Origin of the sequence: Streptococcus sp. Marseille-Q5619 (genome assembly GCF_946901205.1) — a bacterium.
In the GTDB taxonomy this organism is placed as follows: Bacteria; Bacillota; Bacilli; order Lactobacillales; family Streptococcaceae; genus Streptococcus.
The window spans coordinates 1-26,754 of record NZ_CAMPPO010000007.1 but is presented as its reverse complement, the minus strand read 5'-3'; the positions used below and the strand labels follow the sequence as shown (position 1 = coordinate 26,754).

The 26,754-nt window shown below is 40.9% G+C and carries 23 protein-coding genes, 1 tRNA gene, 1 rRNA gene, 1 other RNA gene and 5 pseudogenes; 4 read left to right on the top strand and 27 right to left on the bottom strand.

The annotated features are described in order from the left end of the window. Positions 1–2: 2 nt before the first annotated feature. The 3 genes from plsX to OC530_RS08845 are packed head-to-tail and all read right to left on the bottom strand — an operon-like array spanning position 3 to position 2,928. Complete coding sequence (plsX, locus tag OC530_RS08855; RefSeq protein ID WP_261026389.1) at positions 3–995, bottom strand: phosphate acyltransferase PlsX; 993 nt, start codon at positions 993–995, stop codon at positions 3–5. Then, positions 992–1,762, bottom strand: coding sequence for a DNA repair protein RecO (gene recO, locus OC530_RS08850; protein ID WP_049512827.1), 771 nt, complete (start codon positions 1,760–1,762; stop codon positions 992–994). Before recO ends, plsX begins: the two co-directional genes overlap by 4 nt. Further along, the gene (locus tag OC530_RS08845; protein WP_262081095.1) at positions 1,759–2,928 is read right to left on the bottom strand and encodes a pyridoxal phosphate-dependent aminotransferase; all 1,170 of its coding nucleotides are present in this window, start codon (positions 2,926–2,928) and stop codon (positions 1,759–1,761) included. Before OC530_RS08845 ends, recO begins: the two co-directional genes overlap by 4 nt. 148 nt (positions 2,929–3,076) lie before the next feature. Here OC530_RS08845 and OC530_RS08840 point away from each other — a divergent pair, with 148 nt between their 5' ends. Further along, positions 3,077–4,087: a YeiH family protein gene (locus OC530_RS08840; protein ID WP_262081094.1), complete on the top strand. Its 1,011-nt coding sequence runs from the start codon at positions 3,077–3,079 to the stop codon at positions 4,085–4,087. Between the two features lie 174 nt (positions 4,088–4,261). Here OC530_RS08840 and OC530_RS08835 read toward each other — a convergent pair whose 3' ends face one another. Both OC530_RS08835 and polA read right to left on the bottom strand, forming a co-directional pair. Next, positions 4,262–4,699, bottom strand: coding sequence for a CoA-binding protein (locus OC530_RS08835; RefSeq protein ID WP_262081093.1), 438 nt, complete (start codon positions 4,697–4,699; stop codon positions 4,262–4,264). An 83-nt stretch (positions 4,700–4,782) separates the two neighbouring features. After that, the gene (polA, locus tag OC530_RS08830) at positions 4,783–7,416 is read right to left on the bottom strand and encodes a DNA polymerase I (RefSeq protein WP_262081092.1); all 2,634 of its coding nucleotides are present in this window, start codon (positions 7,414–7,416) and stop codon (positions 4,783–4,785) included. A 146-nt stretch (positions 7,417–7,562) separates the two neighbouring features. Between polA and OC530_RS08825 the strand changes: the two genes are divergently transcribed. Continuing rightward, the gene (locus OC530_RS08825) at positions 7,563–8,498 is read left to right on the top strand and encodes an Rpn family recombination-promoting nuclease/putative transposase (protein ID WP_262081091.1); all 936 of its coding nucleotides are present in this window, start codon (positions 7,563–7,565) and stop codon (positions 8,496–8,498) included. A 151-nt stretch (positions 8,499–8,649) separates the two neighbouring features. Here OC530_RS08825 and OC530_RS08820 read toward each other — a convergent pair whose 3' ends face one another. From OC530_RS08820 to comW, 20 genes and pseudogenes are all read right to left on the bottom strand, one after another. After that, complete coding sequence (locus OC530_RS08820; RefSeq protein ID WP_262081090.1) at positions 8,650–9,963, bottom strand: LPXTG cell wall anchor domain-containing protein; 1,314 nt, start codon at positions 9,961–9,963, stop codon at positions 8,650–8,652. Between the two features lie 128 nt (positions 9,964–10,091). Then, on the bottom strand, positions 10,092–11,462 hold the full coding sequence (locus OC530_RS08815; protein WP_316043878.1) for a nucleoside triphosphate hydrolase: 1,371 nt from the start codon (positions 11,460–11,462) through the stop codon (positions 10,092–10,094). 36 nt (positions 11,463–11,498) lie between these two features. After that, complete coding sequence (locus tag OC530_RS10220; RefSeq protein WP_316043877.1) at positions 11,499–12,479, bottom strand: hypothetical protein; 981 nt, start codon at positions 12,477–12,479, stop codon at positions 11,499–11,501. A 101-nt stretch (positions 12,480–12,580) separates the two neighbouring features. After that, positions 12,581–12,883: pseudogene (locus OC530_RS08805) on the bottom strand (hypothetical protein); the annotation flags it as partial. A gap of 1,014 nt (positions 12,884–13,897) precedes the next feature. Continuing rightward, positions 13,898–14,833, bottom strand: a complete 936-nt coding sequence (locus OC530_RS08800) for an Rpn family recombination-promoting nuclease/putative transposase (RefSeq protein ID WP_262081089.1) — start codon at positions 14,831–14,833, stop codon at positions 13,898–13,900. Positions 14,834–15,017: 184 nt separating this feature from the next. Beyond that, positions 15,018–15,182: a hypothetical protein gene (locus OC530_RS08795; protein ID WP_004242079.1), complete on the bottom strand. Its 165-nt coding sequence runs from the start codon at positions 15,180–15,182 to the stop codon at positions 15,018–15,020. 106 nt (positions 15,183–15,288) lie between these two features. After that, positions 15,289–16,287 (bottom strand): Abi family protein, encoded by a 999-nt coding sequence (locus OC530_RS08790; protein WP_196756369.1) that lies wholly within the window; start codon positions 16,285–16,287, stop codon positions 15,289–15,291. 173 nt (positions 16,288–16,460) lie between these two features. Further along, a pseudogene (locus OC530_RS08785) lies at positions 16,461–16,790 on the bottom strand (hypothetical protein); the annotation flags it as partial. Beyond that, positions 16,789–17,190, bottom strand: a pseudogene (locus tag OC530_RS08780) (hypothetical protein); the annotation flags it as partial. The pseudogenes OC530_RS08780 and OC530_RS08785, both read right to left, overlap by 2 nt. A gap of 13 nt (positions 17,191–17,203) precedes the next feature. Next, on the bottom strand, positions 17,204–18,139 hold the full coding sequence (locus tag OC530_RS08775; protein WP_262081088.1) for an Rpn family recombination-promoting nuclease/putative transposase: 936 nt from the start codon (positions 18,137–18,139) through the stop codon (positions 17,204–17,206). A gap of 117 nt (positions 18,140–18,256) precedes the next feature. Continuing rightward, a complete protein-coding gene (locus OC530_RS08770; protein ID WP_033680978.1) occupies positions 18,257–19,225 on the bottom strand; it encodes a ribose-phosphate diphosphokinase in 969 nt (322 codons plus the stop codon). Between the two features lie 145 nt (positions 19,226–19,370). After that, positions 19,371–20,186: a PrsW family glutamic-type intramembrane protease gene (locus OC530_RS08765; protein ID WP_173234827.1), complete on the bottom strand. Its 816-nt coding sequence runs from the start codon at positions 20,184–20,186 to the stop codon at positions 19,371–19,373. A 24-nt stretch (positions 20,187–20,210) separates the two neighbouring features. Then, positions 20,211–20,708, bottom strand: a complete 498-nt coding sequence (locus OC530_RS08760; protein WP_004237611.1) for a carbonic anhydrase — start codon at positions 20,706–20,708, stop codon at positions 20,211–20,213. A gap of 72 nt (positions 20,709–20,780) precedes the next feature. Further along, positions 20,781–22,142 carry a DNA repair protein RadA gene (gene radA, locus OC530_RS08755; protein WP_173234846.1) on the bottom strand — a complete coding sequence of 454 codons (1,362 nt, stop codon included), beginning with the start codon at positions 22,140–22,142 and terminating at the stop codon, positions 20,781–20,783. A 13-nt stretch (positions 22,143–22,155) separates the two neighbouring features. Next, on the bottom strand, positions 22,156–22,713 hold the full coding sequence (locus tag OC530_RS08750; protein WP_173218819.1) for a histidine phosphatase family protein: 558 nt from the start codon (positions 22,711–22,713) through the stop codon (positions 22,156–22,158). Beyond that, positions 22,673–23,116: a dUTP diphosphatase gene (locus OC530_RS08745; protein WP_000701983.1), complete on the bottom strand. Its 444-nt coding sequence runs from the start codon at positions 23,114–23,116 to the stop codon at positions 22,673–22,675. The genes OC530_RS08750 and OC530_RS08745 overlap by 41 nt, the downstream gene beginning before the upstream one ends. A gap of 56 nt (positions 23,117–23,172) precedes the next feature. Continuing rightward, positions 23,173–23,268: signal recognition particle sRNA small type (gene ffs, locus OC530_RS08740), an RNA gene on the bottom strand. Positions 23,269–23,302: 34 nt separating this feature from the next. Next, complete coding sequence (gene tadA, locus OC530_RS08735) at positions 23,303–23,770, bottom strand: tRNA adenosine(34) deaminase TadA (protein WP_173218821.1); 468 nt, start codon at positions 23,768–23,770, stop codon at positions 23,303–23,305. Between the two features lie 199 nt (positions 23,771–23,969). After that, entirely contained in the window at positions 23,970–25,256 is a 1,287-nt protein-coding gene (locus OC530_RS08730; RefSeq protein WP_001832534.1) for an adenylosuccinate synthase, read from the bottom strand. Positions 25,257–25,486: 230 nt separating this feature from the next. Then, the gene (gene comW / locus OC530_RS08725) at positions 25,487–25,723 is read right to left on the bottom strand and encodes a sigma(X)-activator ComW (protein WP_262081087.1); all 237 of its coding nucleotides are present in this window, start codon (positions 25,721–25,723) and stop codon (positions 25,487–25,489) included. A 229-nt stretch (positions 25,724–25,952) separates the two neighbouring features. On the opposite strand from comW, the pseudogene OC530_RS08720 reads away from it, so the two are divergent. Together OC530_RS08720 and OC530_RS08715 are read left to right on the top strand one after the other, a co-directional pair. Next, a pseudogene (locus OC530_RS08720) lies at positions 25,953–26,185 on the top strand (transposase); the annotation flags it as partial. 130 nt (positions 26,186–26,315) lie between these two features. After that, positions 26,316–26,472, top strand: a pseudogene (locus OC530_RS08715) (ISL3 family transposase); the annotation flags it as partial. A 77-nt stretch (positions 26,473–26,549) separates the two neighbouring features. Here the strand turns inward: OC530_RS08715 and OC530_RS08710 are convergent. After that, a tRNA-Asn gene (locus tag OC530_RS08710) sits at positions 26,550–26,623 on the bottom strand. Between the two features lie 5 nt (positions 26,624–26,628). Next, positions 26,629–26,744: ribosomal RNA gene (rrf, locus tag OC530_RS08705) — 5S ribosomal RNA — on the bottom strand. Positions 26,745–26,754: the final 10 nt, after the last annotated feature.

The window sequence follows — 26,754 nt, the reverse complement described above, 5'->3', positions numbered from 1 at the left end:
TTTTATTCTCCTGAAAATTCACGCGCAGTCTGGGCAACTACGTCTGTTTCTAGCATGGTACGAATCTGGCGGATTGTACTATAAACAGCCTTGGCATCGCTTGAGCCATGAGTCTTGACAACCGGTGCCTTGACACCAAACAAGACCGCTCCACCAACATCTGAATAGTTGAGCTGTTTTTTCAAACCTCTGAGGCTATCCTTGAGAAGAAGGGCACCTAGTTTCGCTCGAAGACCTCCACCTGTAATAGCGGTCTTGAGCAAGCCCATGATTCCCATGGCTGTCCCTTCAATGGATTTGAGCACAGCGTTTCCCGTGAAACCATCTGCCACAACAACATCCGCAACGCCATTCATCAAATCACGCGCTTCCACGTTTCCGATAAAGTTTAAACTTTCATCAGCCACTAGTAATTCATAGGTTTCCTTACGAAGCGGGTCGCCCTTACTACTCTCTGTTCCGTTATTGAGCAAGCCAACACGTGGTTGCGCAATTCCACGAACATTTTTAGCATAGAAGGAACCTAGAACCGCATATTGATGGAGGTGCTGGGCTGTATTTTCTGCATTAGCACCGAGGTCTAGCATGTCAAAACCTTTCCCATCTACAGTCGGTAAAGTCGACATAAGCCCTGGTCGATCGATATTCTTGATACGACCCACGATGAAGAATCCTGCTGCTAGTAAAGCACCTGTATTCCCAGCCGATAGGACAGCATCTGCCTCTCCATCTTTGACAGCCTTGGCCGCCAAGACCATACTGGCATTTTTCTTCTTCCGAATAGCTCTCGTAGGTTCATCGTCTGAATCAATCTTCTCATCCGTATGGATAATGCTGACGCGCTCTGTCGCTGTCAGATATTGCTTGATTTTAGCTTCATCTCCGTAGAGTTGAACCTCGATATCTGAAAAGTCAGCTAGGGCTTGATTGACACCCTCAACGATGGCCTGAGGTGCGTAATCGCCTCCCATGGCATCTACTGCGATTTTTTTCATTTCTTTTCCTCTTTTAGTAATTGTCCCCAGTCTGCTAGGGAATCAATAAATTTCTTTGATTTTAGGTGAATACCAACGTACTCTTCGTAGAGTTGATCCATAAATTGGCGTAAGTCTTGCTTGATTTCGGGCTTGAGCGAAATGGTCTCCAAGGTTTCAAAATCAATGGCTTGAAATTGATTGAGCAGATAAGGGATATTGGGATTGAGATGGCAACGTCTCTCATCTTCATGACAATGCTCTGGACAGAGGCAGGCTCCATATTTGAAAGAAAAGTCAAAAGCCTGACCGACCCGATGGCAAAAGACACACTCATTAAAATTGAGGCTGATTCCAAATCGAGTCAAGATTTGAATTTCAAAAATATTGGTCAAAACTTGATAATCCAAGCCAGCTTCCATCAACTCCAAAGTCTTTTGCAAAAAAGCAAACAAGGGAGCATCCTGCTGATTATCCTGCAAACTAGCATCTGCAAGAGCTGCCACATAGGTCGCATAGGCCATGACAAAGAGATCACTATTAATCTTGGGAAAGGTCATGACCTCATGATAATCCTCGATATAACTGAGCCCATCATCATTGATTCGCAAAAGAAATCGTGCCAGCACCAAGGGCTGAATAACTGGAGCCAGTTTGGACTGACCAGCGTGTTTAACGAAAAACATGCGCTTGCCAGCCTGCTCCGTAAAAATCTTGACCAGCTTGTCATCCTCACGAAAATTGCGATTGTAGAGCACCAAGCCTTGACTCGTGATAGACTGAATCATGCTTCTCTCATGTACTCCTCAAGTCGTTTCATGGCTTCTTTGATAGTCTCCATGCTAGCCGCATAAGACAGACGCACATAACCTTCCCCGTAACGCCCAAAGGCTGCACCCGGGATAAAGGCAACAGCCTTCTTCTGAGCAAAATCCTTCAGAAAAGCAAAGGAATCTTGATTGTAACCAACTGGAATCTTAGCAAAGATATAGAAGGCACCGTCTGGTTTAATAATCTCAAAACCAAGAGCAGTCATTTTTTCGATGATATAGTCCCGACGCTGGATGTATTCCTTTTTCATGGGCTCCGCATCGTTTTTACCAGCTGTCAAGGCTTCCACTGCAGCGTGTTGAGCCATGGTATTTGCGGCAGTAACCAAGTACTGGTGACTCTTGATTAACTGAGCTGTGAAGACCGCAGGAGCGAAAATCAGACCCAAACGCCAACCGGTCATAGCATGTGATTTAGACAAACCATTGATAATAATAGCCTGATCTCTCAACATAGTCCCTAGAGACACATGAGCTTCCCCTGTATAGGTCAATTCTGAGTAGACCTCATCACAGACAACGAAAATCTCATACTTGCGTAAAACAGCTGCCAAGGCTTCCAACTGCTCCCGACTATAGGTAATTCCTGTCGGATTAGCTGGATAGTTAAGAATAACCGCCTTGAGCCTGTCTCCCTGCTCCAAAATGGCCTTCTCCAACATCTCAGGAGTCAAGACAAACCCATTTTCAGTCGTGTCAATCTCGACAATCTCTGCCCCAACTAGATTGACAATCGGTTCATAACCCGGATAGGCAGGAGCTGGCAAGAGCACCTTGTCTCCCTCTTCCAAAATAGCTGTCAAAGTCGCAGATAAAGCCTCTGTCGCCCCAATTGTAACCAAGATTTCATTCTCAGGAGCATAGTCCAGTTGGTACTTTTCCTTAACAAAGTCACTGGCCGCCTGACGTAAAGTCAGCAGACCACTCATCCCTGTATAGTAGGATTGGTTCTGATCAATCGCTCGCTTGGCCGCCTCCTTGACATGATTTGGCGTTGTAAAATCAGGTTCCCCCAAGGTCAAACGCAAGACCCCAGGAATCTCAGAAATAGCCTGGTCAAACTGACGAATCAACGAAACTTGAATCTTATCTAACTGTTTATTAAAGCGCTTAGTTAAGTCCATAGATACCTCCTACTTTCGAAACGTATCTCTATTATACTACAAAAGACCCCCGACCGCAAAAATACATGATAGAATAGCTTTCCACTTTCTATTTGACTTTTCCTGTTTTTATGTCCATAATGGTAATAGATTTTATTTGGAGGTTTTTATGTCATTTCTATCAAAAAATGGAGCAGGTATCTTGGCCTGCCTTCTCATTTCAATCGTATCTTGGTACTTAGGAGGGTTCTTCCCTGTTATTGGCGCGCCTGTCTTTGCAATTTTTATGGGCATGCTTCTCCATCCCTTTCTCTCGTCCTATAAACAACTGGATGCTGGGTTGACCTTTAGTTCTAAAAAATTGCTCCAATATGCCGTTGTCTTGCTTGGTTTTGGTCTCAATATCTCGCAGGTCTTCGCAGTTGGCCAATCTTCGCTCCCTGTCATCCTGTCCACTATCTCAATAGCTCTGATTATTGCCTATTTCTTCCAGCGCTTCTTTGCACTGGATACAAAACTGGCTACCTTGGTTGGAGTAGGTTCTTCAATCTGTGGTGGTTCTGCCATTGCAGCAACAGCGCCTGTTATTCACGCCAAGGAAAAGGAAGTAGCCCAAGCCATCTCCGTTATCTTTTTCTTCAATGTCTTGGCTGCGCTCATCTTTCCAACGCTAGGTACCTGGCTTCATCTATCAAATGACGGCTTCGCCCTCTTTGCAGGGACTGCGGTCAATGACACTTCCTCTGTAACCGCCACAGCTAGCGCCTGGGATAGTCTCTACCAGACCAATACCCTCGAGTCTGCAACCATTGTTAAACTCACACGTACTTTGGCCATTATCCCTATCACGCTCTTTCTATCCTACTGGCAAAGTCGCCAACAAGAAAACAAGCAAAGCCTACAACTGAAAAAAGTCTTCCCACTTTTTATCCTTTACTTTATCCTTGCATCTCTCCTAACCACCCTACTGACCTCTCTCGGGGTATCCAGTAGTTTCTTTACCCCTCTCAAACAACTCTCCAAATTCCTCATTATCATGGCCATGAGTGCTATCGGTCTCAAAACTAATCTGGTCGCTATGGTCAAATCCAGCGGAAAATCCATTGTTCTCGGAGCCATCTGCTGGATTGCCATCATCCTCACTAGTCTTGGTATGCAGACCCTTATCGGCATTTTCTAATACTCTTCGAAAATCTCTTCAAACTACGTCAACGTCGCCTTGCTGTAGGTATGGTTACTGACTTCGTCAGTTCTATCCACAACCTCAAAACAGTGTTTTGAGCAGCCTGCGGCTAGTTTGCTCTTTGATTTTCATTGAGTATAACACAAAAGGTAGCCCATCAGCTACCTTTTCTTATGCTTCCTCAATTAAGCGTGTATGTTCTCTCTTGATGCAACGATTCATCACGATGTCATCGCATCCACCAGCACGCAAGATTTCTTCCGCTTCTAGACTTTCAAGTCCTAGCTGTGCCCAAAAAATCTTGGCATCAGCTTTGAGAAAATCACGCGCCACATCTGGCAAAAATTCACTGCGACGGTAAACATTGACAATATCTACAGGAAAAGGAATCTCTACTAGACTAGCATAAGCCTTTTCACCCAAGATTTCTCCACCTGCAACCTTAGGATTAACTGGGATGATTTTATAACCCCGAGCCTGCATTTCCTTGGTCACTCGATTGCTGGTTGTTTCCTCACGGTCTGACAAACCTACCACAGCAAGGGTTTTACTCGCTGTTAGATACTGACGAATCACGCCATCACTTGGATTGATAAATTCTTGACTCATAAAAATCCTCCTTTTCATCAGTATAGCACATTTTGAAAAGGCTTGCAGAATTCTACTACAAAAAAGGAGGACTAGCCTCCTTTTTATTTAGCCTCGTACCAGGTTGCCCCTTCATTTTCATCTGCGATGAGGGGAACACTGAGTTGGATGGCTTCTTCCATGGTTTGTTTGACCAATTTTTTCATCTCTGCCAGTTCAGATTTAGGAACTTCAAGGACGATTTCATCATGCACTTGCAGAAGCATCTTAGTCTGATAACCACCTGCAACCAAGGCTTTATCTAGCTGAATCATAGCAATCTTGAGAATATCTGCTGCCGAACCCTGGATAGGTGAGTTGATAGCCGTCCTCTCTGCGAAACCACGAATGTTAAAGTTACGCGAATTGATATCTGGCAACTCACGACGACGCTTGAAGAGGGTCTCCACATAGCCCTTATCACGCGCCTCACGCACCACTTCATCCATGTAGTTTTTAATACCTGGGAAGCGTTCAAAGTAGGTATCAATGTAGGCTTTGGCTTCCTTACGGCTAATGCCCAAATTATTAGACAAGCCAAAGTCTGAAATCCCGTAAACCACTCCAAAGTTGACAGCCTTGGCATTACGACGGTCATTTGCAGTCACATCCTCAGGACGTTCAATGCCAAAGACACGCATGGCTGTCGAAGTATGGATATCTGCCCCCTCTTGAAAGGCCTTAATCAAGTGCTCATCCTTAGAAATATGCGCCAAAACGCGCAATTCAATCTGTGAATAGTCCGAGCTGAGCAGCACACTATCCCCCCACTCTGGCACAAAAGCTTTCCGAATCAAGCGCCCTTGTTCCAAGCGAACAGGGATATTTTGCAAGTTTGGATCCACACTAGACAGACGCCCAGTCTGGGTCAAATCCTGCACATAGCGAGTATGAATCTTGCCATCAGCCAAAATCCAGTCCTGCAAGCCAATCACATAAGTAGACTGAATCTTTGCAATCTGACGATAGTCTAGGATTTTCTTAACAATCGGCGCAATAGGAGCCAGGCGTTCCAAGACATCCACCGCAGTCGAATAACCTGTCTTGGTTTTCTTAGTGTATTCCAGAGGAAGACCCAATTTTTCAAAGAGAAGCACTCCCAACTGCTTAGGCGAGTTGATATTAAACTCCTCACCAGCCAGCTCGTAAATCTCCTGAGTCAGTTTTTCAATGACAAGCTCATTTTCAGCCTGCATCTCAAGCAAGGTCTCTTTCTTAACCGTAATCCCAGCAATTTCCATCTTAGCAAGAACAAAAGCCAGAGGTTGTTCCATATCATAGAGAAGGTCCAACTGCCCATTTTCGCTGAGTTTTTCAAGTAAAACAGGTTCTGTTTCGACCAAAACGGCAAGTTTACGTGCCAAGTGTTCCAAGAATTTCTCACGTTCAGGAAGGGTCTTCTTGACTCCCTTACCATAGAAAGTCTCATCATCAACCAAATAAGTCTGACCATAAAGACTAGCAATAGTCGCAATTTCATTGTCCTCCACAGTCGAAAGGAGGTATTTAGCCAAACGACTGTCAAAAGCAGGCGCCTGTAGATCCACACCAAAACGATGCAAGAGAACTTTAGCCTTCTTAAAGTCATAAACTCTCAGAGGTGTTTTTTCTAGAAAGTCCTTGAAAATAGGCTCTTGCAAAAGCTCAAGCTTGTCTGTGGCATAGAGCCTTTCCCCACAAGACCAGGCAAATCCAACCAAATCATCCGTGTGGTAATTCTCACCAAAAAGCTCAAAATGGAAGATAGATTCTTCATTCAGCATATCTTGACTGACTTGGTCAACGATAGTAAAGTCCAAACTCTCAGCCACATTAGCTGACGACACATTTAAAGCCTGCTTGAGCTGTTTGAAGCCCATCTCATCGTAGAATTTTCCAAGATTTTCAACATCTGGACCACTATAGACCAAGTCCTCTAAACCAATCGCAATCGGTGCCTTGGTATCAATGGTCGCTAGTGTTTTAGACAAAAAGGCCTGTTCCTTATCATTAATGAGATTTTCCTTCATCTTAGAAGCCTTCATCCCATCGATATTTTCATAAATCCCCTCAAGCGAACCATACTCCAGCAAGAGTTTGATACCCGTCTTTTCACCAATTTTGGTCACCCCAGGGATATTATCCGACTTATCACCCATGAGCGCCTTGAGATCGATAAACTGAGTCGGTGTGATGCCCATCTTTTCCATGAGATAATCTGGCGTAAAGGCCTCAAACTCAGCCACACCTTTCTTGGAAATTTCAACCACCGTATGCTCATCCGTCAGCTGAATCAAGTCCTTGTCCCCACTGACAATGGTAATATCAAAACCATCCTGCTCTGCTAGTTTATCCAGTGTCCCAATGATGTCATCCGCCTCATACTGAGCCAACTCATAGTGACGAATCCCCATATGATCCAGCAACTCACGAATGAAAGGAAATTGCTCACGAAACTCATCAGGAGTCTTAGCCCGACCACCCTTATAGTCCGCATACATCTCTGTCCGGAAGGTCGTCTTTCCCGCATCAAAAGCCACCAAAATATGACTAGGCTCCACCCGCTCCAACAAATGGCTCAACATCAACTGGAAACCATAAATGGCATTGGTATGCAAACCAGCCGCATTCTTAAAACGGTCCAACTGCTGATAGAGCGCAAAAAACGCCCGAAAAGCAACAGAAGACCCATCAATCAATAATAATTTTTTCTTATCCATACACCCATTATAAAGGAAAGCACCAAAAAATACCATTAGAAAGAGCCATGCCCAATATTTTTCATACTTTTTCCGAATAAATAGATAGAAGCATCAAATCTAGTAAATTAGATTAAAAAATGTGCTATAATAGAAGGAGGAAAAGGATGATTCTAAGACATCCGGGCATTAGCCCAACTAATGACTTGGTTGCTAAGAAAATATTCAGCAACCCAGAAATCACTTGTCAATTTATTCGCGATATGCTGGACTTGCCAGCCAAAAATGTGACGATTTTGGAGGGAAGTAACATTCATGTCTTGCCTTCCCTGCCCTACTCGGCTCAAGATTTCTATACCAGTATAGACGTCTTGGCAGAGTTGGATAATGGAACTCAAGTTATTATCGAAATCCAAGTTCATCATCAGAATTTTTTCATCAATCGTTTGTGGGCTTACCTATGCAGCCAGGTCAATCAAAATCTTGAAAAAATTCGCCAACGTGAAGGTGATACCCACCAGAGCTATAAACACATCGCACCTGTTTACGCCATTGCCATTGTGGATAGTAATTATTTCCAAGATGACTTAGCTTTCCATAGCTTTAGCATGCGAGAGGACACGACGGGTGAAGTCTTAACCATCACAAACAATGGACAAGAACATCATCTAGTCAAGATGGCGTTCTTGGAACTTAAAAAATACAGAGAAACCAGCAAAGACAAGGTTCGCAAACCATGGTTGGAGTTTTTCGGCAACAAACCCTTTACCCAGCAACCCGAGCGAGCCATCAGCCAAGCAGACCAACTGCTGGACTACAAGAGCTGGTCCGAGGAGGACAGGAAGATGTTTAGTCAACTACGTATGCGTGAAGAACAAGCATTATTGGCTCATGATTATGCCTTGGAACAAGCGGAGGAAAAAGGCTTAGAGCGTGGGCGAGCAGAAGGTATTGAACAGGGACTAGAGCGAGGGAAAGTTGAAGGAAGGGAAGAAGGGAAACTTTTTGCCTTCTTAGACATGGTTCGCCAACATGTCTTAACTTCCGAATTTGCAAGCCAGCAGTTGGGCATGACCGTCGCTGAGTTTGAGGCACTGTTATAAGATTATACAATCACTAATAACATAAAAGCGAACAAGAATGAAATATTGTCCTGTTCACTTTTTATTTTCTACTATCCAACAAAGCCCTCACGCGATTATATACCACAAAAAGAGAAGGCAACAAGTCCTTCTCTTTCATATTTTTAACTAATTAGTTTTTGCGTTTCACAAATGGAAGGGCACCAAGGAGCAAGCCTAGGAATCCTAATGATGCAATTGCAGCATTATCTTTGCCACCAGTGTTTGGAAGTTCTTTCTTATCTTCTGCTTTTGCAGCTGGTGCTTGATAAGTGTTGTCTTGACTAGTACCTGCTACAGCTGGAGCTGTCGATGCTGGTGTTTCAGCTGTTGGTGCAGCTGGAGTATCTGTTCCAGGAGCTGGTGTAGCAGGTGTTTCATTTGCTGGTGTAGATGGTGTTGTTGAACCTGATGACCCCGCCGGAGTTGAAGCTGGTGTTTGTGTTGGTTTGTTAATAATATAACGGTCACCTGGGTAAGGACCACCATTATTTGGTAATTTAGGTTGTTCTGCTTCAATATAAGGAAGAAGATCTGGTTGAACAAGTGGTTGAACACCATTTAAAGCAATATCAAGTTCTTCTTCTAACGCTGTAGTATCTTTTCCATCAGCTTTATCTTTTGCAATTTGACGTCGTAATACACGAACTTCTTCAGCTTCACGATCTGCAACATATGAATAATAATCTTCATCTGCTTGATTCAATGCTTCCTCAGCATCTTTCAAATCTTGCTCAGCTTGTTTTAAAGTTTTCTCTGCTTCCTCTTTTGATTTAGAATCTGTTGCAGCTGCTAATTCCTCTTGAGCTGCTTTCACATTTTCTTTAGCTGCTTCTACAGCTGCTTTAGCTTCTTCTCTGTTAGATTCAGCTTCTTTTTCATCATGTTTAGCTGCAGCTAATCTTTCTTCTGCATCTTTAACATCTGTATTTTCTTCATCTAAACGTTTGTTGATTTTATCTTGAGCATCAACATCAATTCCACCGTTTAATGGTTTAACTTCTGTAACTTCACCTGATTCGTTACGAACTAATTCAGCACCTGGAGCAGGTTTTGCATCTTTAACTTCTTTAGGAGCATAGTTTTCACCATATTTTCCTGGGTCTGCTTCATCTGATTCAGTCTTGCTAGCTTCTGCTAAGTCTTTTAGTACTTCTTCAGGTGTGATTTGTTTTTCATCAATAGCTTTTAATAAATCTTCTTTACCGATAGCTACTTTAGCTGCTAAGATTGCTGCTTCTTTATCTTTGATTTTATCATTTTTATTAATAGCTTCTTCAGCTTGTTTTTCTAACTCTGTAAAGTAATCAGCTACATCTTCTTTAGTCACAGCAGCTGCATTAGTATCTTCTGCAGCTTTCACAACTGATGGGTTTGAAGCAAGGAAACCTGCTCCTAAAACGGCAACGCTAGCCAAGCTAGCAGTGAAAAGTTTTTTCTTGTCCATAAAGTATTTACCACCTTTAATATCCTTTTTGCTGTCATTATAGCATTTTCTTTCGGAAAAATCAAGAAATAACCTCTTTATTGACAAAAAAATAAGAGGAATTTCCCCTTATTTCTTTATTATATCCATTACACCCACTCACCATTGGCATTTACTGTGTAACCATCGATAGTTGTGTTCACAGCCAAAGCTCCTGATGAATATGAGTAATACCATTTACCACTAACTTGGTACCAACCTGTCTTCATAGCGCCTGAGCCAGCAAGATAATACCAAGTACCACCTTGCTTGAGCCAACCTGTTTGCATAGCACCTGAGCTGTTGAGGTAGTACCATGTGCCACCTTGGTTCAACCAACCTGTCTGCATAGCACCTGAACCATTGAGATAATACCATACCCCATCAATTTTTTGCCAACCTGTCTTCATTACACCAGAAGCATCCAAGTAGTACCATGAGCCATCTTTAACCCAACCTGTCTTCATGTTATCTTCCGCATCATAATAGTACCACTTACCATCAATTTTATTCCAACCTGGCTTGCTACTAGCACGATCCGCTAAACGATAAGTCACACCGTCAATAGTGACAGAACCTGTTTTACGTTCACCTTCTGGAGTAAGGTAATGATAAGCACCATCACTATCTTTTACGAGACCAACTTTACGTTCGCCATCATTTGTAATATAGTACCATTTCTTATTTGCATCTTGAACGAGACCTGTTTTACGGCTACCGTCTGCCAATAAATAATACCACTTCTTCTCAATTTGTTGAAGACCTGTTTGTTGAATTCCCTCTTTAACGTAGTAAATCTTCTCACCTTTTGCAATGATCGTAGTTGGTTTAGAACCATCATCAGTGATATAGTAATCCTTACCACCTTCATTGACCCAGCCAGTTTTCTTCACGCCATTTTCATCAAAGTAGTAGCGTTTATCTTTGAGTTCGAGGATTCCTGTTTTCATGACTCCTTTGTCATCAAAATAATAGATTTTTCCATCAACTTCTTGCCAGCCTGTAGCTAAATTATTATTAATATAAAGTTGAGGTTTCCCATCAACAGTTAACCATTTGTACTCAGTTTTTTGGTTAGTTGATGAGTTAGTATTAGAAGAATCTACACGATCCGTATTATTTCTACCAGTACTATTGGTATTAACATATGTGTTATCGTTTGAAGCTGGAGGTGTTGCACCAGCGTTTAAAGAAAACTCATGTACCCAAATGCCTCCATCTGAATAACTTTTTTTATAAGTTAAACCTGTCTCCTCTCCTGGTTCATCTGAGTATCCCTCAGTATATTTGAAGGTTAATGGAATATTAGATTTATCTCTATATCTCCATTGTGTACTACGGAAGTTTTCTGGATTAGGATTTTCTGTTGTATTCTGACTAGCATAGACTGTTAGTTCATCTGAAATTGAAGCTAATAAAGTACTAGCACCAAGTAATGTTACCCCTGCAGCTCCCACTGCTAAAATATGTTTTGCTTTCATTTTTTTACCTCTTTATCACTTATTCCGTGTATAATGTTACACCCACTCACCATTTGCATTTAGAGTGTAGCCGTTAATCGTTGTATTTACTGCAAGAGCGCCTGAACTATAGGCATAATACCACTTGCCACCTGCTTGGAACCAACCAGTAACCAGAACACCAGAAGTATTTAGATAGTACCAAACACCATCTACTTTTGCCCAACCAGTAGCCATTGCACCGTCGGAGTAGAGATAGTACCACTTGCCACCTTGGTTTAACCAGCCAGTCTGCATAGAGCCAGCGCTATTGAGATAGTACCATTTACCAGAGATAAACTTCCAACCAGTTTGCATACTACCATCTGCCGCTAGGTAATACCAGCTGCCGTCACTGACCCAGCCAGTCTTCTTCACGCCATCTTGATCAAAGAAATACCACTTACCAGCGATATATTGCCAACCTGTAAGTTTCTCTTCCACTTTTTCAGTTCCAGTAACACTATCGTCTTTTACAAACCAATGTTTACGAACTCCTTGGTCAATCTTTGTTTCTACAAAACGATAACCTTTAAATGTACCATGTTCAACTTCTTCAGCTTTTTTGGTAGCATTAGCAGGAAGAAAAGCTTTTAATTCTCTACTAGTTCCATCTGATTCCATTACCAACCAAGAAGTACCTTTGACTGTATCTTTAAATGGCTTTACAATATCAGGCTTTGCAGAAAGGCCATCTACTTTATCTCCTGTAACAGTCACTGCTGGCTTAAAGTAATGCTTTAATACCGTTCCATCTATTGAAGAAGTATCAAATTGATATCCTGAAAAAGTACCTGGAGAAGCGGTTTCAGGTTTTGATGAATCATAAGTTTGAGCACCTCTTAAAACCTTTTCCTTCCCATCTTCCTGTTTTGTGACCCAAACAACTGTCTTATACACATTCGTTTCCGAAGCCTTTACAGCAGTTGCTTTTGCACCAAGAAGAGCAGCACTTGCCAAAGTAGCACCTAATAAAACGTTTATCACTTTTGATTTCATTGGAAACCTCCTATTATTTTTAACTATTATAATACTTATACAAAATAAATGCAAGAAAAAACAGGAGATAACTCTCCTGTTTTATATTTCATGTATTAGGATTATACCCACTCACCGTTTGCGTTTACGTTGTAACCGTCAACAGTTGTGTTTACTGAAAGGGCACCTGAACCATTCACATGGTACCATTTACCAGCAACTTCAAACCATTGGCTAGCTTTCATAGCACCTGTTGCTTCAAGGAAGTACCAAGTTCCACCATCTTTCAACCAACCAGTTTGCATAGCACCTGATTTGTTTAGGTAGTACCAAGTTCCGTTAACGTTTACCCAACCAGTTTGCATTACACCTTTATCGTTTAGGTAGTACCAGTTGCCATCAACTTGTTTCCAACCTGTAACAGCTGTAGCGTTTTCGAAGTATTTCCATCCTTCAGCTGTGTTAGCCCAACCATATTGAGCAACTGAAGTTTGATTACCAATTTTTGCAGCACGATCGTCAAGTTTGTATGGCAACTCGATTGTTCCGTTAGTGTACAATACTTTACCATATGCATTTACATCTTCAACTGTTAACTCTCCTACTAATTCAACTGCTTCTTTAAAGTCAGTAGCTGTCTTAGCAACACGGTATTGAAGTACTTCACCAGCTTTGAAGACTGTTGGAAGTTCAGCATCACCTGCTGCATTAGTTTTAACAGTAAAGTATTCTGGTTTCTTTTCACCTGAAGCTGGTTTCAAGAAGAAGTCTACTTCTACGTTTGGAACTGGACGTCCACCACCATCAACAACAGTTACACGAACATGACGGTCGAAACCATGTGCTGCATCACGGTCGTAACGGATGTATTTAGCTCCAATTGCAAATCCATAACCAAAACGGTCATGAGCTGTACCTTGGAAGTATACATCTCCACCTTTTTGAGTTGAACCATATCTTACTGAACCATCTGGATTATAATTTCCAAACGATTCTCCTGAAGTAGCTGAAACAGCTTGTACAGCACCAAATGCTGCAAGAGCGACTGCGCTTGTCAATAAAACTTTTTTCATCGTTTTATCTCCTTTGTTTTCTTTAAAATATTTTTTCGTAAGACTATCTTACTACCATACAGTATATAAATATTTGCAGGATTTGTCAAGGGTTTTCATCAACTTTTTACCTATTTTTTTCAAAAAAGGTGAAAAAACGTCTTTGTGAGATGAAATACCCTTCAAATACCGTATCTCCCAAGTGAAAATCTCACAAATTTCTTAAACCCTGAGTCAAACCTCACATATCTAATCCACATCAATAGTTGGACAGAACTCACTTCTATGGTATTATCCTATATCCCTTTCCAAATGTCAAGCAAAAATGACAAGTATTTTAGAAATAACTCGCCATTTCATTAACTTTCTACTATTTAAAATGTGACCTCATAGCAAGGACTCAAACTCAGCGACAGTCATGCCTAATTGCTGGCTGGCAACTTCAGGTGTTAGAAGACCTTGATGGACTAGATTTACTAAACCTACTTTTAATCCCTCTTCAATGCCTTCTTCGCGCCCTTTTTCAATACCCTCTGCACGGCCACGCTCCAGTCCCTGTTCAATACCTTCCGCCCTAGCTGTTTCCAAGGCATAGTCATGAGCGAGTAAGGCTTGTTCTTCACGCCTGCGTTGTTCACTAAACATTTTCCTATCCTCCTCGGACCAGCTTTTATAGTCTAGCAGTTGGTCTGCTTGGCTTATGGCTCGCTCAGGTTGTTGGGTAAAGGGCTTGTTACCGAAAAACTCCAACCATGGCTTGCGAACCTCGTCTTTGCTGGTTTCTCTATATTTTTTTAGTTCTAAGAACGCCATCTTAACTAAATGGTTTTCTTGTCCATTATTGGTGATGGCTAATATCTCACCTGTCGTGTCCTCTCGCATACTAAAACTGTGAAAGGCTAAATCATCTTGAAAATAATTACTGTCAACGATAGCAATAGCGTATACTGGTGCTATGTGTTTATAACTTTGGTGAGTGTTTCCTTCTTGTTGGCGAATTTTTTCGAGATTTTGATTGACCTGACTACACAGATACGCCCACAGGCGATTGATGAAAAAATTCTGATGATGAACTTGAATTTCAATGATAACCTGTGTTCCATTGTCCAACTCCGCCAAGACGTCTATACTGGTATAGAAATCCTGAGCCGAGTAAGGCAGGGAAGGCAAGACATGAATGTTACTTCCCTCCAAAATGGTCACATTTTTAGCTGGCAAGTCCAGCATATCGCGAATAAATTGACAAGTGATTTCTGGGTTGCTAAAGATTTTCTTAGCAACCAAATCATTAGTTGGGCTAATGCCCGGATGACGTAAGGTCATATTTCTTCTCCTTTCATTATAGCACATTTTTAAATCTAGGTTTACTAGATTCTCTGGCTCTATCTATTTATTCGGAAAAGAGACGAAAAAAAATAAAAGTTATTAAAATTATTGTTTATCCTTAATTTTGTCTGTATTAAAAAAGGTTTTGACACCTAATTTTTAAAATTAAAGCACACTGAATCTAGGAACGATTTGAATCATCTTGACCTGCTCTTGGTATTCTTGACTGAGTTTCCAAATCTTCTTTACAGACGGAAAGAGCATCATCGTGTTCCTTGATGATTCTGATTTTCTCACCTTGTTCAGCTATTACATCGTCCGCTATAGCGATTCCAAAATCTCGCATCTTATCCTTCATTCATCTTGGTAATCAACTTCTTAATGTTTGGTTTCTCATCTGGATTCTCAAAGATTCTCTGAATAATAACTTGAGTAAAAAATCATTCCTTAGTTCAACCGATCCACAATATATCTTTCCAATTGCTTGGCAAACCAATCTTACTAGATAATATGATATTTGACTTTTCCATCAACTGTTCCTCTAAAGTCATTAAAAAATCATTCCAATCTTGAACAAAAGAATGTGAATGATGTTGTATAAGATTTTTCATAGCTAGAAGATAAGCAAATAAATCGTTATTATGCGTCTTTTTCTTTTTAGTCTCTGCATTCTTGTTTATTTGACGCAAATCAGCTGAAAAGAAACTTGGACTTGCTATTGTAAAATTTTGACCATATAGTCTTAAATGATGTGCTGTCCTATTTCTCATATACCATGTAGCTGAAACCCAGCCAAATAATTTACTCCGGATTTCTTCTCCATGAATTTTAGAATTTACCACACCAGTTGATAAAAATGTAGTATCTATCCAATACTCCCGGTACTCTTTTTTCAGTGCACTTATAAAACGAGTTGTTTCTCCAAAAGTCATCTCTTGAAAAAGAACCCAAATTGGGAATTTAGAACCTTTATTTTTGATATGATGCTGTATTGAAAGACTTTGATTCTCTGATAAATGTTTTTCTATAATTGAAATAAATTCGTTATATAATTCAGAGTTTTCATAAATAGTTTCATCCAAGTAACACTCACCTTTTTGATATTTCCCATTATATTGCTGGCAAAGCGATTCAATAAAAGTTGATTTTATAAACTGCTCTAATCTACCAGAAAATATAAACAGAAACTGTGATAACCAATCATTAAATTCATACAATGAAATCGCTGCTTGAAATTTTCCTTTATGAAGATTATCTGGAACCTGTTTAATAAAAGCAGAAAACGAATAGTAATTATGGCAACGTAAAAAATTTTTGGAATCTAGTTCCTCTTCAGGTGACATATCTAGCTTATCTGAAAGATAACTTACCAAATCTTCAAGAGGTAAAAATGCTTTCATTTCTCTCTTTAAATCTCTTGACAAAGAAATACTATTATCAGTTGTGTACATCATTAACCTTCTAAATTTATAAAAAAATGACTCCAGTTGCTATGAAACAGGGAGCAAAAGGAGTGCTTGTATCTAAATACTATACTATTCTATAAAAAAAGTCAAGTCAACTTGATATTTTTTCAATTTGTGTCTAATTGTTCACTCGTAAATTCGGAAGGCAAAGCATGTTGTCATACTAAATCAATAAAGGCAAAGATTTATCCTTCAACTTTCCCACGCTCCAGTCCTTGTTCGATACCTTCCACCCTAGCAGTTTCCAAGGCATAGTCCTGTGCTAACAAGGCTTGTTCTTCACGCCTGCGTTATTCACTAAACATTCTCCTGTCCTCCTCGGACCAGCTCTTGTAGTCCAGCAGTTGGTCTGCTTGGCTGATGGCTCGCTCGGGGTGCTGGGTAAAGGGTTTATTCCCGAAAAACTCCAACCATGGCTTGCGAACCTCATCTTTGCTGGTTTCTCTGTATTTTCTTAATTCCAAGAACGCCATTACTGTGATGGTATTACAAAAGTGCTTCAAACTCCGCTACTGACATACCCAATTGTTCACTCGCGAATTCGGAAGTTAAAACATGTTGACGTACTAAATCTAGAAAGGTAAAGATTTTCCCACGCTCTAAACCTTGTTCAATACCTTCTGCACGACCACGTTCTAAGCCCTTTTCCTCAGCTTGTTCCAAGGCATAGTCCTGTGCTAACAAGGCTTGTTCTTCGCGTCTGCGTTGTTCACTAAACATCTTCCTGTCCTCCTCGGACCAGCTCTTGTAGTCCAGCAGTTGGTCTGCTTGGCTGATGGCTCGCTCGGGTTGCTGAGTAAAGGGTTTATTCCCAAAAAACTCCAACCATGGCTTGCGAACCTCGTCTTTGCTGGTTTCTCTGTATTTTCTTAATTCCAAGAACGCCATTATTGTGACGTTCTTACAATAGTGCCTCAAACTCCGCTACTGACATACCCAATTGTTCACTCGCGAATTCGGAAGTTAAAACATGTTGGCGTACTAAATCTAGAAAGGTAAAGATTTTCCCACGCTCCAGTCCCTGTTCAATACCACGCTCTAAACCTTGTTCAATACCACGCTCCAACCCCTGTTCAATACCTTCCGCCCTAGCTGTTTCCAAGGCATAGTCATGAGCGAGTAAGGCTTGTTCTTCACGCCTGCGTTGTTCACTAAACATTCTCCTGTCCTCCTCGGACCAGCTCTTATAGTCTAGCAGTTGGTCTGCCTGGCTGATAGCTCGCTCGGGTTGCTGGGTAAAGGGCTTGTTCCCGAAAAACTCCAACCACGGTTTGCGAATGCTATCTTTGCTGGTTTCTCTGTATTTTCTTAATTCCAAGAACACCATCTTGACTAGATGATGTTCCTGTCCATTGTTTGTGATGGTTAAGACCTCACCTGTCGTGTCCTCTCGCATACTAAAACTGTGAAAAGCCAAATCATCTGAGAAGTAATTGCTGTCCACAATCGCGATAGCGTAAACAGGTGCGATGTGTTTGTAACTTTGATGAGTATTGCCTTCTTGTTGGCGAATTTTTTCAAGATTTTGATTGACCTGACTGCAAAGGTAAGCCCACAGGCGATTGATGAAAAAATTCTGATGATGCACTTGAATCTCAATGATAACTTGAGTACCATTGTCCAACTCCGCCAAAACATCTATACTAGTGTAAAAATCCTGCGCTGAGTAGGGCATGGAAGGCAAGATGTGAATGTTGCTTCCCTCCAAAATGGTCACATTTTTGGCTGGCAAGTCCAGCATATCGCGAATAAATTGACAAGTGATCTCTGGATTGCTAAAAATCTTCTTAGCAACCAAGTCATTAGTTGGGCTAATGCCCGGATGACGTAATGTCATATTCTTTCTCCTTTCATTATAGCACATTTTTAGATCTAGGTTTACTAGATTCTCTGGCTCTATCTATTTATTCGGAAAAAAGACGAAAAAACCTGAGAATTATCTCAGGCTTGGTCATTAAATTTTTTTCTCAATACCAAAAAGTGGAGAAAGTGGTCGTTTTTCATGAATACGTACGATAGCATCCCCCAAGAGATGAGCGATTGAAATCTGCTCAATCTTATCAATCAAACGCTCTTCTGGCAGATAAATGGTATCCAAAACAACCAATTTCTTAATAGCTGATTTTTGGATATTGTCCATAGCAGGACCAGAAAGAACTGGGTGCGTACAGCTTGCATAGACTTCAACAGCACCAGCTTCTGCAAGAGCATCTGCCGCATGACAAATCGTTCCAGCAGTATCAATCATATCATCAATCAAGATACAAGTCTTGCCTTCTACCTTACCGATGATGTTCATGACTTCACTGGTATTCATCTTATCAACACTACGACGTTTGTCAATGATAGCGATAGATGTTTTCAAAAATTCTGCCAACTTACGAGCACGAGTCACCCCTCCATGGTCTGGGCTGACAACCACATAGTCAGAACCAACCATGCCACGACGCTCAAAATAATCCGCAATCAGAGGAGCACCCATCAAGTGATCCACAGGAATATCAAAGAATCCTTGAATCTGCGCAGCATGCAAGTCGATGGTCAATAAACGATCCACCCCAGCTACTTCAAGCATATTTGCGACAAGTTTTGAAGTGATTGGCTCACGCGCTCTCGCCTTTCTATCCTGACGTGCATACCCATAGTAAGGCATGACAACATTGACAGATTCTGCACTCGCACGCTTCAAAGCATCTACCATAATCAAAATTTCAAGCAGATTGTCATTTACAGGCGAGCTAGTTGATTGTAGGATAAAGACGTGTTTCCCACGGATTGATTCTTCGATGTTGACCTGAATCTCTCCATCTGAAAATTGGCGGACACTTGATTTCCCCAACTCTATCCCAATCTCCTGCGCCACACGTTCTGCCAATTCTTTATTAGAAGAAAGGGCAAACAGCTTTAAATCAGAAAAAGACATGATTTCCTCCGGTATATATGTATCACTTGTGCTTTTCACAAGATTTTTCCATCTACCATTGTAGCGCTTTTTACACTATTTTTCAATCAAAAATAAAAGAAGGGCACCATATTTGTACCCTTGCATCATTCTTGTGAAAAATATTCTAGTTCATCAACTCATTATGCTTCTCAACAAAGCGATAAGCCTGATAAAAACCGTAAAGAGCAATAGCTGTAACTACTGGAATCGCTAAGGGTAACTCTGTCTCCAATTCAACAAAAGGAGAGTTAAACAAGAAATGAATTCCCAAGGCTAAACCTAGGAAAATAAGCCCTTGTTTCTTGCCAACCTTCTGTCCTTTATAGGCTCTGTAAAGCAAGTAAACACCCACTATAGCTAGACCTGAAAAAGTCCAGTGAGAGGCAATTCCTGAGATGATACGCTCTAAAATTCTCGAAATAGTAAAGTCAAATCCCTCTGGCAAATCCGTACGAATGTAGCCAATATCCTCAATCATTTGGAATCCCAAACCAGAAGCAATGCCTAGTAAAAACAAAGATTTTAATTTTCGCACAGGAACCAAAACTAAAACAAAGACAAGTGGCAATAATTTCAACGGCTCTTCTACCAAAGGAGCCACAATCGCACTTTCAAAGGCATTTAAAAATGTACTATCTGGGAAAAGAACGCCAAGCAAATCATGGATATAGGTATTCGCAAAGCTAGATAGCCAGCCTGAAAGGAACATCCCGCCCAATAAAGACAAGATCAAGGCGTTATTTGGCAATTCCCATTTTTTCCCAATACGGAAAAGGAAATAAAGAGCCGGAATCATGTAAAAGAGAGCTAGAAAGATAGAAACTCCCATTAGTCCATATTCCGCAGCTGACATCGAACCGTCCGTATAGTAGATAGTTTCATACTGCAAACCAATACATAGCAATAAAATAAAAATAAATAAAATACTGTTTTTCTTCATACACTTTCTTTCTAAATGAATTTTTTACAATTCTACAACTGTCATACTTCCTGTATCCACATCGTAAATGGCACCAGAGATAATGACATCGTCTGGTATTAGGGGTGACTCGATAAGCAATTGCATATCCTCTCGTACACTCTCCTCTATATCTTGGAAGGGCAAGAAGTCCTGGTCTGACACATCGACACCTAGTTCCTCTTTCAGATACTCCTGAAAAGGTCCATTTTCAAAGGTCTGAGCACCACAGTCTGTATGGTGCAATACCACAATCTCTCTTGTCCCCATTTGTTGCTGGGAAATAACTAGCGAACGAATCATGTCCTCAGTCACTCGACCACCTGCATTCCGCAAGATATGAGCATCCCCAAGTGCCAAGCCCAAAGCTTGCGCAACGTGCAGACGAGAGTCCATACAGGTCACAATAGCCACTCTTGTTTTGGGTTTAAGTGGCAGATTTAACTGCCCATGTAGGGCAACATAAGCCTGATTGGCTTGCATAAACTGTTCAAAATACGACACGATTCCCTCCTCGAAAATTTGATAGTCAAATATTTCTCCTATCTTATCATTTTTAAGAGGATTTGTCACGAATTATGTAAAGACCTTTTTCAAAACTTCCTGAATCGTTGTCACCCCAATAACCTGAATTTCCTTAGGCGGAGTGATTCCTGTCAAGGAATTCTTAGGTACATAAATCTTAGTAAAGCCCAGTTTAGCAGCTTCATTGATGCGTTGCTCGATACGATTCACGCGCCGAATCTCTCCAGTCAAACCTAATTCTCCTACAAAACATTCCTGAGGATTAGTTGGCTTGTCCTTATAGCTCGAAGCAATGGCAACTGCAACAGCTAAGTCAATGGCAGGTTCATCCAATTTGACACCGCCAGCAGATTTGAGATAGGCGTCCTGATTTTGCAAGAGAAGCCCTGCCCGCTTTTCCAAAACAGCCATAATCAGACTCGCACGATTAAAATCAAGTCCTGTGGTCGTACGCTTGGCATTTCCAAACATGGTCGGTGTTACCAAAGCCTGAACCTCCGCCAAAATCGGACGCGTCCCTTCCATGGTCACAACTATTGATGAACCAGTTGCTCCATCCAAACGCTCTTCTAGGAAAACTTGACTCGGATTGAGTACCTCAACCAAGCCACCCGACTGCATCTCAAAGATGCCAATCTCATTAGTGGAACCAAAACGGTTTTTGACCGCTCTTAAAATACGGAAGGTATGGTGTCGTTCCCCTTCAAAGTAAAGCACCGTATCCACCATATGCTCCAACATACGCGGACCAGCCAGAGTGCCCTCCTTGGTCACATGCCCTACGATAAATATGGCAATGTTATTGGTTTTGGCCAGCTGCATAAGTTCAGCCGTCACCTCACGCACTTGAGAAACAGATCCCTGCACCCCTGAAATCTCAGGAGACATGATAGTCTGGATAGAGTCGATGATGAGAAAGTCTGGCTGGATTCTCTCTACCTCTGCGCGGACACTCTGCATATTGGTCTCTGCATAGAGATAAAACTCGCTATCAATATTTCCCAAGCGTTCCGCTCGCAACTTGATTTGCTGGGCAGACTCCTCCCCACTGACATAGAGAACAGTCCCCACTTGAGACAGCTGGGTTGAGACTTGTAAAAGAAGGGTTGATTTCCCAATCCCAGGATCCCCACCGATAAGAACGAGACTTCCCGGTACCACTCCTCCTCCAAGTACACGATTGAATTCCTCCATCTCCGTCTTGGTTCGATTGACATTGATAGAAGTCACCTCAGCCAGTTTCATGGGCTTGGTTTTCTCACCTGTCAAGGACACACGCGCATTCTTTACCTCGGCAACCTCAACCTCTTCTACAAAAGAAGACCAAGACCCACAGTTGGGGCAACGTCCCAGATATTTAGGGGAATTATACCCACAATTTTGACATACAAATGTCGCTTTTTTCTTTGCGATAATAAACCTCTTTCTATATCTCTAACTCACACTCAATCACTTGGCAAAAATCAATTTTCTCATTTGGCACAAACTGGCGCATGAGCATGTTGTGAGTTACCACTATCACGGTCTGGTAATCTCGATACTTAGCCATGCATTCTAGAAAACGAGACTTCATCTCCGTAGTTGTCTCATATTGAATAGGACTATTAGGAAGTAACTCCCCCTTATTTTCTAGAAACATAGTACGAGCTTTTTCAAAATTATCTGTGCCACTTTCATAGACCTGCCATTCATGCAATAATGGATCCACTCTCAAAGGAAGTCCAGTAACACAAGCCACATAAGAAGCCGTTTCTAAAGCTCTTGTGACTGCAGAAGATATGATTATTTCAGCTGAAGGGAGTAAAGGATTGGTGCTCAATTTCTGGGCTTGCTGCCGTCCCTTCTCAGACAAGGGCGCCAAATCTATCCCAAATCCCGTATAAGAACGCTCCTCTAACTCACGATAATCTGGCTCCCCGTGACGTACAAAGATAATCTTCATTCTAGTGCCCTGTTGAACCAAATCCACCAGTTCGAACGCCATCAGCCGCATCTCCATCTGCGATTAAGAAAGGCGCAAAGACAGCCTGGACCACACGTTCCCCAACTTCAAGAATCACTTCTTGATCTGTGATATTCTTCATCTGAGCAAAAATATGCCCTTCATTCCCAGGATTTCCATAATAATCCCCATCAATGACCCCAACTGAATTAATTAAAACCAAGCCCTTTTTACGAGGATTTGAAGAGCGATCATAAAGGTAAAGAACCTCAGTCGGCTGCATATAAGCCTTAACTCCTGTCGGAACCAATACAATCTCTCCTGGAGCGATAACTGTGCGCACAGCAACCTTTAAGTCGTAACCAGCCGCATGCGCTGTCTCACGCTTGGGCAATAAATTTTCATCTGTAAAACTAGAAACCAATTCAAAACCACGAATTTTCATCATCTTCTCTTTTCTATTATCATTTATTCTAGATTATTCTATCTTATTTATTCGGAAAAAGCACGAAAAAAAGAGCACACAATTCAAATCGCTTAGGGCTGCTGGATTCCTCCCCTGACCCGCTTCACGCAGAACTGTTGCTCCACTGTTTATTATATCACATTCCTATTCATTTTAAAAGCAAAATTATTTTTTCCGTCTATTTCTAAAAAAGTCCTGCATAATAGCTGCGCATTCATCTTCCAAAATTCCCGTTTCAACATCCACACGATGGTTGAGACGCTCATCTGTCAAGATATCGTACAAACTCCCAGCAGCGCCAAATTTCTGGTTTTTAGCTCCATAGACCACGTTTGGAATACGGGCGAGTCCAATCGCCCCACTACACATGACACAAGGCTCAATGGTCACAAAAAGCGTGCAATCAAGCAAGCGCCAGCTCTCCTCACTCAGATTCGCATTCTCTATGGCCATAATTTCCGCATGCATAACCGCTCGTTGCAATTTCTCACGCGCATTATGCCCACGGCCAATGATTTCCCCATCTTTGATAATCACACAACCAATTGGAATTTCATCGTGTTCAAGAGCAATCTCAGCCTCTCTCAAAGCCTCTCTCATAAAGACTTCTTTTTCTTCAACTGTATAATTCATCAATTTCCCTTTTCTTACTTATCGATTTTATTATTATATCATGAATCCCAAGACAAAAAAAGCCACCGAATGCGGTGACTTTATAGGGAGATTATTATGAAAAAGAAAAGTTTAGGATATTTGTTACAACAAGTTAGGAGGTCTTCTTGTAACTGTCTATAGTATACCCGACCTATCTTAAACAAATCTTAAAAATCTCTTAGGACCAAACACTTTCTAAAATATTTGTTTGTTCACGACCAGGACCTACTGAGAAAGTAGAAATACGAACGCCAACCAATTCACTCACACGACGAACATAGTTACGCGCATTCTCAGGAAGATCTTCCAAATTACGAACTCCAGTAATATCTTCTGACCAACCTGGCAACTCTTCATAGATAGGCTTGCAACGTTTCAATTGCTCAAGACTAGCTGGATAGTAGTCAATACGTTGACCATCAAGATCATAGGCCACGCAGATTTTCACAGTATCTAAACCACTCAAAACATCGATAGAGTTCAATGAAAGATTAGTAATACCAGAAACACGACGACTATGACGCATCACAACTGAATCAAACCATCCCACACGACGTGGACGACCAGTTGTTGTACCATATTCATGACCGACTTCACGGATACGTTCTCCCACTTCATCAAACAACTCAGTTGGGAAAGGACCGTCACCAACACGACTCGTATAAGCCTTACATACACCAACAACCTTGTCAATTTTACTTGGACCAACACCTGAACCAATCGTAACACCACCAGCCACAGGGTTTGATGACGTAACAAATGGATACGTACCTTGGTCGATATCTAGCATGACACCTTGTGCCCCTTCAAAAAGAACACGTTTACCATTATCAAGCGCATCATTCAAAATAACAGATGTATCGGTTACATATTTCTTGATTTGTTGACCATATTCGTAATACTCTTCAAAAATATCATCGAAAGCAATCGCTTTACTGTCATACAATTTTTCAAAAAGACGATTCTTTTCAGCAAGGTTACGTTCTAAACGCTCACGGAAAATATCTTTATCCAAAAGATCGGCAATACGAATCCCAACACGAGCAGCCTTGTCCATATAAGCTGGACCAATTCCCTTGATTGTAGTCCCAATCTTATTGTCGCCCTTAGCTTCTTCTTGCAGACGATCCAACTCGATATGATAAGGCAAAATGACATGCGCGCGATCAGAAATCCGCAAGTTATCAGTTGTAACACCTTCCTCATGAAGATAGCTCAACTCTTTTACAAGAGATTTAGGATTTACAACCATACCATTCCCAATAACAGAGATTTTTTCAGGGAAGAAAATTCCAGATGGAATCAAGTGCAACTTAAATTTCTTACCATCAATCACAATCGTGTGACCTGCATTATCACCACCTTGGTAACGTGCAATCACTTCTGCATTCGCTGAAAGGAAATCTGTAATCTTCCCTTTACCTTCATCACCCCACTGGGTACCTACAACAACAACTGAAGTCATAATCTTGTCTGAGCCCTCAGGCTCTTCCTTTCTCACATACATGGCAGGACTCTCACCTGCAATTATATCTTACAATTTATTATAAGAAAAAATCGCCTTTTTATCAAGAAGAAACAATAGAAAGATTTGCTATTTCCAACTATTAAAAAATGTTTTAGAAAAATTACTAGCTATTTATTGTTATATTGGCATAAAAAAGTAAGTTTGTTCGGAAATTAACTCAGACTATCTCAACAAGCAACAAAACCTTGTTTCATTATCATCTTTTCAAGATACAAACGATAAGCAACACGATAATGGTAAACGATAAAATCCCTACGACACCCAATGCCATATCTAACTAAATAATAAATCAAAAATTTAAAATGAAAATCTTCCCATTCCCAACTATTATCAAAGAAAGTAGCATACTCTTCTTCGATACTGTCATAGAAATCAGTCATCTGATCATAAATATTTTGTAGCATAAGCATACACTCCTTTACTTTTTATGAACTTATTCTAACAAAAAATTTTAATTAATCATTAATAATTCCTGAATTGTTAAAATACCAACCTCAACAAGAGAAAAAATAGGAAAAGTTGACAGAATAGAAACAAATTTACTACCTAAATTAGACTATTATAGACCTTATTAACTGCGTTAAATACTAAAAGAGACTGAGGTAAAAATCTTAAAATAAGAAAAACGCATAGTATCAAATTTTTCAAACTATCTTTAAAACATTTCTCAAAGATAACAAGAAAATTGTCAATGTCCTTAAACTAGCCTATTCTAACGCCAAACTAGAAGTCACTAATAATCCCATCAAACTTATCAAGCGCAACGACTTTGGTTTTCGGAACTTTAAAAACTTCAAAAAACGAATTATCATCGCTCTAAACATCAAAAAAAAGAAAGGACGAAATTTGCCCTTTCTCGAGATTAGCTTTTCTGGCTCTATAATATTTGTAGTGGGTAAATCCCCTATGGATATTATGGAGCCTATTTTATTGTAGAAAAAAAGTCCCATATCATCTATAATGAAAAGCGACCAAACCATCATTAGAAAGATTCATATGGAACAATTACATTTTATCACAAAACTACTAGACATTAAAGACCCTAATTTCTAAATTATGGATATTATCAATAGGGGTACACACTAAGATTCCTTTTAAGTGCTATCAGTGGTCGAAAATAATGGTAGCTGAGACTTCTATCGTCAAGAAAAATATCACTTGTCATTAGAGGCAAGACAGATTATTAATTACATAACAAAAAAAGAGGTCGAAACCTCCTTTAATTAACTACTCCGCCAGTAGGACTCGAACCTACGACATCATGATTAACAGTCATGCGCTACTACCAACTGAGCTATGGCGGAATAAAGCTAAGCGACTTCCATATCTCACAGGGGGCAACCCCCAACTACTTCCGGCGTTCTAGGGCTTAACTTCTGTGTTCGGCATGGGTACAGGTGTATCTCCTAGGCTATCGTCACTTAACTCTGAGTAA